Source organism: Nocardiopsis halotolerans DSM 44410, assembly GCF_000341065.1.
Taxonomy (GTDB): domain Bacteria; phylum Actinomycetota; class Actinomycetes; order Streptosporangiales; family Streptosporangiaceae; genus Nocardiopsis; species Nocardiopsis halotolerans.
In genome coordinates, this window is sequence record NZ_ANAX01000239.1 from 7,360 (window position 1) to 17,052 (window position 9,693).

The following is a 9,693-nucleotide window of genomic DNA, read 5'->3' on the forward strand; positions in this document are numbered from 1 at the left end:
GACGGTGCCCTACTTCTCCCTGGTACTGGTCACCGGGGACAGCCGCAACGGCCAGCGGTCCCGGAACGGCGTTGCGGCGGCGCCTGCGTCCCCGGAGCCGGCGGGCCCGGCGGCCGAACTTCTGGTCGTCGGCCTGGGCCCCGGTCCCGGGCACTGGCTCACCCCCGAGGCCTCCGAGGCGCTCGCCGGGGTGGACCACGTGGTGGGCTACGCCCCCTACGTCGACCGGGTCCCGCAGCGCCCCGGGCTCACCCGGCACGCCTCCGGCAACACCGTCGAGCTCGAACGCGCCCGGTTCGCCCTCGACCTCGCCTCGCGCGGCGAGCGCGTCGCCGTGGTCTCCGGCGGTGACGCCGGTGTCTTCGGCATGGCCACCGCCGTGTTCGAGGCGGCGGAGGAACCCGGCTACGAGGACGTGCCCGTGCGGGTGCTGCCGGGTGTCAGCGCCGTCCAGGCGGTCGCGGCGCGCGCGGGCGCCCCCGTCGGCGGTGACTTCGCGGTGATGAGCCTCTCGGACCGCCTCAAGCCGTGGTCGGTGGTCGAGCGGCGGGGGCGCGCCGTCGCCGGGGCCGATCTGACGCTGGCCGTCTACAACCCGGCCTCCCGGTCCCGGACCGAACAGATCGTCACCGCCCGCGAGGTTCTGCTGGAACACCGCGAGTCCGACACCGTGGTCGTGGTCGGCCGGGACGTCGGCCGGGAGGGCGAGTCGCTGACGGTGACCACCCTCGGTGAGCTCGACCCGGCCGCCGTCGACATGCGCTGCCTGCTGATCGTCGGCGCGTCCGGAACCCGGGTCTCGGCGGCGGGCCGTGTCTGGACCCCGAGGTGGGTGAGGTCGTGACCGTGCGTTTCGTGGGGGCGGGGCCCGGCGCCGCCGACCTCCTGACGGTCCGCGCCACGCGGATGCTCGCCGAGGCCGACGTGGTGCTCTACCCCGGCACGTACCTGGACCCGGAGGTCCTCACCCACTGTGCGCCCGACGCCGAACTGGTGGACACCCAGGGCCTGGACCTGGACCGCATCACCGACCGCCTCGTCGCCGCGCACGCCGAGGGCCGGGAGGTCGTGCGGCTCACCTCCGGAGACCCGTCGCTGTACTCGGCGCTCGCCGAGCAGACCCGGCGGCTCGACGCGCACGGCGTTCCGTGGGACGTCACGCCCGGGGTGCCCGCGTACGCGGCGGCCTCGGCGCTGGCGGGGCGGGAGCTGACCGTGCCGCTGGTGGCCCAGTCGGTCGTGCTGACCCGTACCCGGGCCCGTTCGACCGCCATGCCGGACACGGAGTCGCTGGCCGCGTTCGCTGCGACCCGGGCCACGCTGGTGCTCCACCTGGCGATCCGGCGTGTGCGGGAGCTGATGGCCGAGATCGAGCCCGAGTACGGCGGTGACTGCCCGGTCGTCGTCGTGTACCGGGCCAGTCAGCCGGGGGAGTCGGTGCTGCACGGCACGGTCGCCACCATCGCCGACGCGGTGGAGGAGGCCGGGCTTCGGCAGGCGGCGGTGATCCTCGTGGGGAGGGCGCTCGACCCCGGGAAGGGTGGTGAGTCCTACCTCTACGGTCCGGACCGTCCCCGGGTCAGTGACCGACCTCCAGGAACCACTGGGTGACCGTCCGCGCGGGCGTCCAGCCGGTGAACGTGCCGATGGGCGCGGTGGTCTCGACGGCGATGCGGGTCAGTTCCCCGCCGTGGCGCCGGTGGGCGTCCGCGAGCACGCTCTCGGTCTCCAGCGTCACACCGTGCACCACGAGACGGCCTCCCGGCCGCAGCGCCCGCAGGCAGGTGTCGAGCACGCCCGGCCGTGTGGCGCCGCCGCCGACGAACACCGCGTCGGGCGCGCGGAGTCCGTCCAGCGCGTCCGGTGCGCGGCCGGTGACCACGTGCAGTCCGGGGACGCCGAGTCGGCCCGCGTTGCGGCCGATCCGCGCGGCCCGTTCGCCGTCGGCCTCCACCGCCGTGGCGGTGCAGGCCNNNCATCCACTCGATCCCGACCGACCCCGCGCCCGCGCCCACGTCCCACAGGTGACGCCCCGGGGAGGGGGCCAGACGGGCCAGCGCCGAGGCGCGCAGGTCCCTCCTGGTCAGCTGCCCGTCGTGTTCGAACGCGTCGTCGGGCAGCCCCGGGACCAGACCGTGGCCGGGCGGTCCGACCAGTTCCAGGGCCAGCACGTGCAGCGCGGGGGCCCTTCCGGGGGAGGCCAGCCAGTCGTCCGCCGTCGTCTCCAGGCGCGACTCCGCGTCCGAACCCAGGTCGCCCAGCACGGCCATGCGGCTGGCACCGTAACCGGCGCCGGTCAACAGGGCGGCGACCGCCGAGGGTGTCCCGGCGTCCGAGGAGAGCACCAGGACACGGTGGCCGGGCGCCAGCTGACGCAGCAGCAGCCGGGGATCGCGCCCGACCAGACCCACCACGGCGCATCCTTCCGCCGACCAGCCCATCCGTGCGCGGGCCAGGGCGACCGAGGAGACGGCGGGCTCCACCCGCACGGCGTCCGCGCCCAGCAGCTCGATCAGCGTGGTGCCGATCCCGGACACGAGGGGATCACCGGAGGCGAGGGCCACCGCCGAGGCGCCGTCGAGGGAGGCGAGCAGTGACGGCAGCCCCTCCCGCAGGGGGGAGGGCCAGGCCTCACGGCGCTGTCCGTGCGGGTCCGGCAGCATCGCCAGGTGTCTGCGGCCGCCCAGCACCACGTCCGCGTCCAGGACGAGCCGGCGCAGTCGCTCCGGTAGGCCGGGCCAGCCGTCGGCGCCGACGCCGACGACGGTGATCACCGGTTCGGGGGGAGGGGGCGCGTCATCCTTCATGCCCGTGACGCTATCGTGGCGGCCACAGGCACGAGGTGCCCCGTACGGCCGGGCCATCGGAAACGGTGGAGACGGCGGGAGGGGAGAATCTGGGAAGCCCGGTGAGATTCCGGCACAGGCCCGCTGCGGTGAACCGAGCCTCCACACAGGAGGACCCGGCAAGTCCGAAGACCGGCCTCGCGCCCGACCTTTACGGATGGCGAAACGAGCGGGAGCCTCACGTGCCATTGCGGTCACCGCACCACCACTACCCCTTTTCCGCGATCGTCGGCTGCGACGCCGAACACCTCGACGACCTGGGCCTCTCCCTCGTCCTCACCAGCGTCTCGCCGGAGATCGGCGGCGTCCTGGTGCGCGGGGAGAAGGGCACGGCCAAGTCCACCGCCGTGCGGGCCCTGTCCTCCCTCCTGCCGCCCGTCGACGTCTACCAGGGCGACCGGTTCTCCGTGGACCCCGCCGATCCGGACCAGCACTCACCGGACGGCCCCTTCGAGCCCGACACGGCCGTGGAGAGCCGCCCCGTGCGGCTCGTCGAACTGCCCGTCGGCGCCACCGAGGACCGTGTCCTCGGCTCCCTGCACCTGGAGCGGGCTCTCACACACGGCAAGGTCGCCTACGAGCCCGGTCTGCTGGCCCGCGCCCACCGCGGAATCCTCTACGTCGACGAGGTCAACCTGCTCCACGACCACCTGGTCGACCTCCTCCTGGACGCCGCCGCGACCGGCCGGGTGACCGTGGAACGCGACGGGTTCTCCGTGGAGCACACGGCCCGGTTCCTGCTCATCGGCACGATGAACCCCGAGGAGGGCGAGCTGCGCCCGCAGCTGCTCGACCGGTTCGGACTCACCGTCGAGGTCGCCGCGCCGCCCGAGCCCGGGACCCGCGCCGAGGTGGTCCGCAGACGCATGGCCCACGACGCCGACCCCGCCGCCTTCGCCGCGCGTTACCGCGGGGCCGAGGAGGCCCTCGCCGAGCGCATCGCCGTGGCCCGGAAGACGCTCGGGCGGGTGCGCCTGTCCGAGGCCGCGCTGCTGAAGATCGCCGAGGTGTGCGCGGCGTTCGAGGTGGACGGCCTGCGGGCCGACATCGTCACCGCGCGCACGGCGATGGCGCACGCGGCCTGGGAGGGCCGGGCCTCGGTCACCCGGGCCGACATCCGCCGCGCCGCCACGCTCGCCCTGCCGCACCGGCGTCGGCGCAACCCCTTCGACGCGCCGGGGCTCGACGAGGACCTCCTCGACCGGATCCTGGGTGACGAGGAACCGCCGCCCGACCCTCCGGAGCCGCCGGATCCCGAAGGAAGCGACGACCCCACCGACTCCGAGGGCCCGTCCGAACCGGAACTCCCGTCCGACGGCGACGTTTCCTCGGGCCCCGACGAGCCCGCCGAGCCCGCCGAGACCTCCGGAGGCGAGCAGCCCGACCCGGAGACCGCTCCGGCCTCCGCCGAACACGAACCGGCCGACCCCGGTGACGACCCCTCGCCGCCCCGGGCCTCCGGGGGCTCCCCGGTCACGGCCAGGGCCGCCGACCCCTACCGGACCCGGCTGCTCACCGCACGGGGTTCCGGTGAAGGCGCCGACGGCAGACGCAGCCGGGCCGTCGGCGCACGGGGACGCCGGATCGGCTCCGCCGCGCCAGGTCGGGGAGCGGGCGGCTCGCTCCACCTGGTCGAGACCGTACGGGCCGCCGCACTCCGGCCCCGGGACGGCGGACGACTGCGGCTCCACCCCGGCGACCTGCGCGTCGCGGTCCGCGAGGGGCAGGAGACCAACCTGATCCTGTTCTGCGTCGACGCGTCCGGCTCCATGGCGGCGCGCAAGCGCATGACCGAGGTCAAGACCGCGATCCTCTCCCTCCTCCTCGACGCCTACCGGCGCCGCGACAAGGTCGGCCTGATCACCTTCCGGGGACGGGACGCCGAACTCGCGCTGCCGCCGACCCGCTCCGTGGACGTCGCCGCGGCCCGCCTCGACGACCTCCCCGCCGGAGGGCGCACCCCGCTCGCCGAGGGACTGGAGGAGGCGGCCCGCGTCCTCCGGCGCGAACGCCTGCGGGATCCGAGGCTGCGCCCCCTCCTCGTCGTCGTCACCGACGGCCGCGCCACCGGCGGACGGGGCGCCGTCGGCCGTGCGATGGGCGCCGCCGACCACGTCGCCGGACTGGGCGTCACCGCGGTCGTGGTGGACGGCGAGTCCGGTCCGATGCGACTCGGCCTCGCCGAGCGCCTCGCGGCCCGCCTGGGCGCCGACCACATGCCCGTCACCGAGGTCAGCGCCGACGCGCTGGGCAACGCCGTACGAGAGAGGGCCGCCTGATGCCGAAGGGCCAGCCGCCCGTCGTCCCCGACGACGGGCTCACCACGCGGCAGCGCCGCAACCAGCCCCTGTTCGCCGTCCACACCGGTGACGGCAAGGGCAAGTCGACCGCCGCGTTCGGCCTCGCGCTGCGCGGTTGGAACCAGGGGTGGCGGATCGGGGTGTTCCAGTTCGTCAAGTCGGCGAAGTGGCGCATCGGCGAGCAGACCGTGCTGGAACGCCTGGGCCAGATCCACGAGGAGACCGGCGAGGGTGGCCCGGTCGAGTGGCACAAGATGGGTTCCGGCTGGTCGTGGAGCCGCCGCAAGGGCAGTACAGAGGACCACGCGGCGGACGCCGCCGAGGGCTGGGCGGAGATCAAACGGCGTCTCGCCGACCAGACGCACGACCTGCTCATCCTCGACGAGTTCACCTACCCGCTCAACTGGGGCTGGGTCGACGTCGACGACGTCCTGGCGGCGCTCCGCGACCGTCCCGGCCGCCAGCACGTGGTGATCACCGGCCGCCGCGCCGACCCCCGGCTGGTGGAGGCGGCCGACCTCGTCACCGAGATGACGAAGGTCAAACACCCCATGGACGCCGGACGGAAGGGGCAGCGGGGGATCGAGTGGTGACGTCCCCGAGGGCTTGCGGGCCGACGGCCCCGCCCCGACTGATGGTCGCCGCGCCCATGACCGGGCAGGGCAAGACCACGGTCGCGACCGGGTTGATGGCCGCGCTCCGCGACGCGGGACACGTGGTGAGCGGCCACAAGGTGGGTCCCGACTACATCGACCCCGGGTACCACGCCCTCGCCACCGGACGCCCCGGCCGCAACCTCGATCCCCACCTGGTCGGGGAGGGCCGGGTGGCGCCGCTGCTCCTGCACGGGGCGCGCGGCGCCGACGTCGCCGTCGCCGAGGGGGTGATGGGCCTGCACGACGGGCGGATCGGCACCGACGGGTTCGCCTCGTCCGCGCACGTCGCGGCCCTGACCCGGACACCCGTGGTGCTGGTGGTGGACGTGTCCCGGATGTCGCGTTCGGTGGGTGCGCTGGTCGCGGGCATGGCCGCCTACGACCCGGCGGTCGAGGTCGTCGGCGTGATCCTCAACAAGGCGGGCTCGGAACGCAACGTCGCCGAGATCGTCCGGGCCACGCACCTGCCCGTCCTCGGCGTGGTCCACCGCTCCGAGGAGATCGCCAGTCCGTCCCGGCACCTCGGGCTCGTCCCGGCGTCCGAACGGGCGGAGTCGGCGAGGGTGGTCGAGCGATTGGGGGAGCACGTCGCGCGTCAGGTGGACCTGGACGCGCTGCTCGACGTGGCCCGCGCCGCGCCCGCCCTGGAGGCCCCGCCCTGGGATCCGGTGCGTGCGCTGGGAGCACCCTCCACGGCCCCGTCTGCCATGAATTCGCGGCCGAGGGTCGCGGTGGCGGGCGGCCGGGCCTTCACCTTCCGCTACACGGAGACCGAGGAGCTGCTCACCGCCGCCGGGTGCGAGGTCGTCGGCTTCGACCCGCTCGACGACATCGCACTGCCCGCCGGAACCAGGGGGATCTACCTCGGCGGCGGCTTCCCCGAGGTCTACGCCGGTCGCCTCGCCGCCAACCGGGGCCTGCTGGCGGAGCTGCGTGACGCGGTACGGGCCGGAGTGCCGACCGTCGCCGAGTGCGCGGGGCTGCTCTACCTCGCCGAGTCGCTCGACGGTGAGCCCATGGCCGGGGCCGTCCCCGCGCGTGCCCGGATGTCGGAGCGGCTCACCCTGCGCTACCCCGAGGCCGTCTCGCCCGGGGACACCCTGCTGACGCGGGCGGGGGAGAGGGTCACCGGCCACGAGTTCCACCGCACCCGCGTCACCCCCGGCGCCTCCGCGAGCGCCCCGGCATGGAGCGTCGACGGCACGCCGGAGGGTTTCGCCTCACCGACACTGCACGCGTCCTACCTGCACGTCCACTGGGCCGGGCACCCCCGGCTCGCCGCCCGCTTCGCGCACGCCGTGCACGCTTCAGTACTCAACGGGCAAAGCGCTTGAGCCCGTCGGTGTCCAGGACGACCCCGGTCCCCGGGACGTCGACCGCTTCGCCGTAGGGGTGTTCCGAGCGGTCGAGGTACCGGCCGCCCACGGGCCGGGAGTGCACCACCACGGTGTTGGCCTCGCGGTCTACCAGCAGGTACACGCCGATACCGCTGTCGGCGTAGGCGACGGGCTTCTCCACTCTGTCGCGGGCGTGCGTGTCAGCGTCCCAGGAGGTCACCTCCACGGCCACAAGGACACCGTCGGGGTCGGCCCATTCCCCTGACTGGTCGAAATGGCCGATCGGGGCGAGGACGCCGTCCGGGCGCGCGCGTTCCCTGCGGTAGGGGTCGATTTTCAGACCCTGCCCGGTGATGTTGAGGTCCAGATCGGGGCGGTGCGCCATGAACTGGCGCATCATCCACATGAGAATGCCGCCGTGAGCCCCGTCGGTCGCCTTGTGGACCCAGACCTTTCCATTGATGTGTTCGAGGGTGACGCCCTCCTCGTTGCGGGCGATCTCGGCGAGACGCCCGAACAGTTCGGGGGTGATGGGCGGTTCTGGAACGGGCGGCGAGTAGTGGTCGGCGACGCTCATGTTGACAGGGTAAGCGAGGCGCATCTGATTTCCCTTGATCTTGCTGCTGGCTGTGGACGCTGTGCACGCCACTGCCGTGGGGGTGCCCCGACCACTCGGCCGGGGCACCCTCCGGGTCAGTTCCGGCCCGGAGAGAGCAGGCGGGCGATCAGGAAGGCGGTCCGGAGCGCGGACGTTCCGGGGGCGGTCTCGTCGTCGGTGCTGAGCATCCACTCGGCGCTGCGGTCCTCGCGCAGGTCGAGTTCGAGGGTGAAGCCGGTGTCCGGGTGGTTCACGTCGAGGTGTCCGTGGTCGGTGTCGGAGGCGGTCACGTCCAGTCCGCTGGCGCTGATGAGGGAGGCGACGGTGTCGACGTAGCGGTCGAACTGGTCCTCCGAGAGCAGTTCGGGGGTTTCGGCGTCGACGGAGGTGTCGACGCCGCTCCACTCCTTCGGAGTTGTCGGCTACACGGTGGGCCCGGCTGGTGGCCTCTACCTTGAATCCTCAGACGCGCAGCATGTGGCGGCCCGATACGATCGGCTGCGCTCGGTGAGCCCGAGCCCAGACGAGCCCGCCGACCTGATTGGGTCGATCGAAGGGAAGCTCTGATGAAGCACGATGAGTCCGCCGTGTCCAGCTGGCGGATCAGCGGCTACAGTCCGGACACCGGCAGAAGCTGCGTGGAGGTCGGCTGGGTCCAGGACGCCGCCGTTCGGGATTCGACCCAGCGCGATCTCGGGTACCTGACCTTCGAGTCCCAGGCGTGGACGTCCCTGACGAGCGCCCTCAAGCTGTAGGCCCTGTGGCCGCCCGCCCCCTCACCCCAGGGCGGTCACCCAGGCGAAGGCGGCTGCCACGTCGTGGACGGTGGGAACACCGGCCGGGCCCGGCGGGCGCCGCACCACCACGACCGGAACGCCGAGCATCCTCGCGGCCTCCATCTTCGGCCAGGTGTAGGTACCGCCGGAGTCCTTGGTGACCAGGACGTCCGCACGGTGCTCGCCCAGCACGGCCAACTCACCGTCGAGGGTGTACGGCCCCCGGCTGGTCACCAGCCGCCAGGCCTCGGGCAACGCGAGCTCGGGAACGTCCACCACCCGGGCCAGGACCGCCCGCCGACCCAGCGCGGGAACGAAACGGGCGAGTTCCTGGCGGCCGACCGTGAGGAACGGCCGCTCACCGAGCTCCGCCGCCCTCTCCGCAGCGTCCTCGTGGGTGGCGGCGTAGCGCCAGGCCGGATCCGGGTCCCAACCGGGCCGTTCCAGCCGCAGCAGGGGAACGTCGGTGCAGGCCGCCGCCGCGTTGGCGGTCATGCCGAGGGCGAAGGGGTGGGTCGCGTCCACCACCGCGTCGTAGGAGGCGAGTGCCGCACGCAGCCCGGGCACCCCGCCGAAGCCGCCGACACGGACCTTCCCCACCGGCAGGCGGGGGGGGNCAGCGACGTGGTCACGTCGACGCCCGCCTCCACCAGCAGCGCGGCGAGCTCGCGGGCCTCGGACGTCCCCCCGAGGAGCAGCAGCCTCATCGGGCGCTCCCCGGGGCCAGCACGGGCAGATCCGCCGGGGCGCCCTCGCGGGCGAGGGCGAGCAGCGCGTCGACGTCGAGGTGCCGCTCCATGAGGTCGCCGAGCAGGTCCAGACGCAGTTCCCGGGCGTCGGCGAAGCACACGCCGGACGGCTCGCGGCCCAGCGCCTCGGCCAGGAACGCGGAGCGGAAGGCGTCGCCCTCCAGACTGCCGTGCCACATGGTGCCGAAGACGTTCCCCGAGCGGGCGCCGCCCAGGAACTCCTCCGCACCGCCGCCGACCGTGATCCGGCCGTGGTGGATCTCGTAGCCGTGCGCGGGCGCGCCGAGCGCCTTCCCGGACGGCAGGCGCAGGGTCTTCTCGGAGGTGAAGTCGGTCCGTACGTCGAGCAGTCCGAGGCCGTCCGCGCACGCGCCGGGTTCGGCCTCGACACCGTCGGAGTCGGTGATGGCCGCGCCGAGCATCTGGAACCC

7 protein-coding genes, 4 pseudogenes and 1 riboswitch (1 of these 12 only partly in view) are annotated in these 9,693 nt (G+C 73.9%); of the genes and pseudogenes, 6 read left to right on the plus strand and 5 right to left on the minus strand.

Annotated features, from left to right (window positions below; translation table 11 throughout):
- Together D455_RS30940 and cobM are read left to right on the plus strand one after the other, a co-directional pair.
- A pseudogene (locus D455_RS30940) lies at positions 1-844 on the plus strand (precorrin-2 C(20)-methyltransferase) (it extends 654 nt beyond the left edge of the window).
- Entirely contained in the window at positions 829-1,611 is a 783-nt protein-coding gene (gene cobM, locus D455_RS0118620; RefSeq protein ID WP_017572223.1) for a precorrin-4 C(11)-methyltransferase, read from the plus strand. The pseudogene D455_RS30940 and the gene cobM overlap by 16 nt, the downstream one beginning before the upstream one ends.
- Here the strand turns inward: cobM and cbiE are convergent.
- Positions 1,580-2,807, minus strand: a pseudogene (gene cbiE / locus D455_RS30945) (precorrin-6y C5,15-methyltransferase (decarboxylating) subunit CbiE). The gene cobM and the pseudogene cbiE sit on opposite strands and share 32 nt — an antisense overlap.
- A gap of 54 nt (positions 2,808-2,861) precedes the next feature.
- A riboswitch (cobalamin riboswitch) is annotated at positions 2,862-3,001 on the plus strand.
- A 33-nt stretch (positions 3,002-3,034) separates the two neighbouring features.
- Here cbiE and D455_RS0118635 point away from each other — a divergent pair.
- Genes D455_RS0118635 through D455_RS0118645 form a run of 3 tightly spaced genes read left to right on the plus strand, consistent with a single transcriptional unit; the run spans position 3,035 to position 7,136 of the window.
- Entirely contained in the window at positions 3,035-5,125 is a 2,091-nt protein-coding gene (locus D455_RS0118635; protein WP_017572226.1) for a VWA domain-containing protein, read from the plus strand.
- Positions 5,125-5,739, plus strand: coding sequence for a cob(I)yrinic acid a,c-diamide adenosyltransferase (gene cobO / locus D455_RS34585; RefSeq protein WP_017572227.1), 615 nt, complete (start codon positions 5,125-5,127; stop codon positions 5,737-5,739). Before D455_RS0118635 ends, cobO begins: the two co-directional genes overlap by 1 nt.
- Positions 5,740-5,780: 41 nt before the next feature.
- On the plus strand, positions 5,781-7,136 hold the full coding sequence (locus tag D455_RS0118645) for a cobyrinate a,c-diamide synthase (protein ID WP_017572228.1): 1,356 nt from the start codon (positions 5,781-5,783) through the stop codon (positions 7,134-7,136).
- On the opposite strand, the gene D455_RS0118650 is transcribed toward D455_RS0118645, so the two are convergent.
- Entirely contained in the window at positions 7,117-7,716 is a 600-nt protein-coding gene (locus D455_RS0118650; protein WP_017572229.1) for a Uma2 family endonuclease, read from the minus strand. The two genes, D455_RS0118645 and D455_RS0118650, sit on opposite strands and share 20 nt — an antisense overlap.
- A gap of 116 nt (positions 7,717-7,832) precedes the next feature.
- Complete coding sequence (locus D455_RS0118655) at positions 7,833-8,027, minus strand: hypothetical protein (RefSeq protein WP_017572230.1); 195 nt, start codon at positions 8,025-8,027, stop codon at positions 7,833-7,835.
- Between the two features lie 276 nt (positions 8,028-8,303).
- On the opposite strand from D455_RS0118655, the gene D455_RS0118660 reads away from it, so the two are divergent.
- Positions 8,304-8,492, plus strand: coding sequence for a DUF397 domain-containing protein (locus D455_RS0118660; protein WP_017572231.1), 189 nt, complete (start codon positions 8,304-8,306; stop codon positions 8,490-8,492).
- 21 nt (positions 8,493-8,513) lie between these two features.
- Here the strand turns inward: D455_RS0118660 and D455_RS30955 are convergent.
- Both D455_RS30955 and D455_RS30960 read right to left on the minus strand, forming a co-directional pair.
- Positions 8,514-9,220 (minus strand): annotated as a pseudogene (locus D455_RS30955) (cobalt-precorrin-6A reductase).
- Positions 9,217-9,693: pseudogene (locus D455_RS30960) on the minus strand (cobyric acid synthase); the annotation flags it as partial. The pseudogenes D455_RS30960 and D455_RS30955, both read right to left, overlap by 4 nt.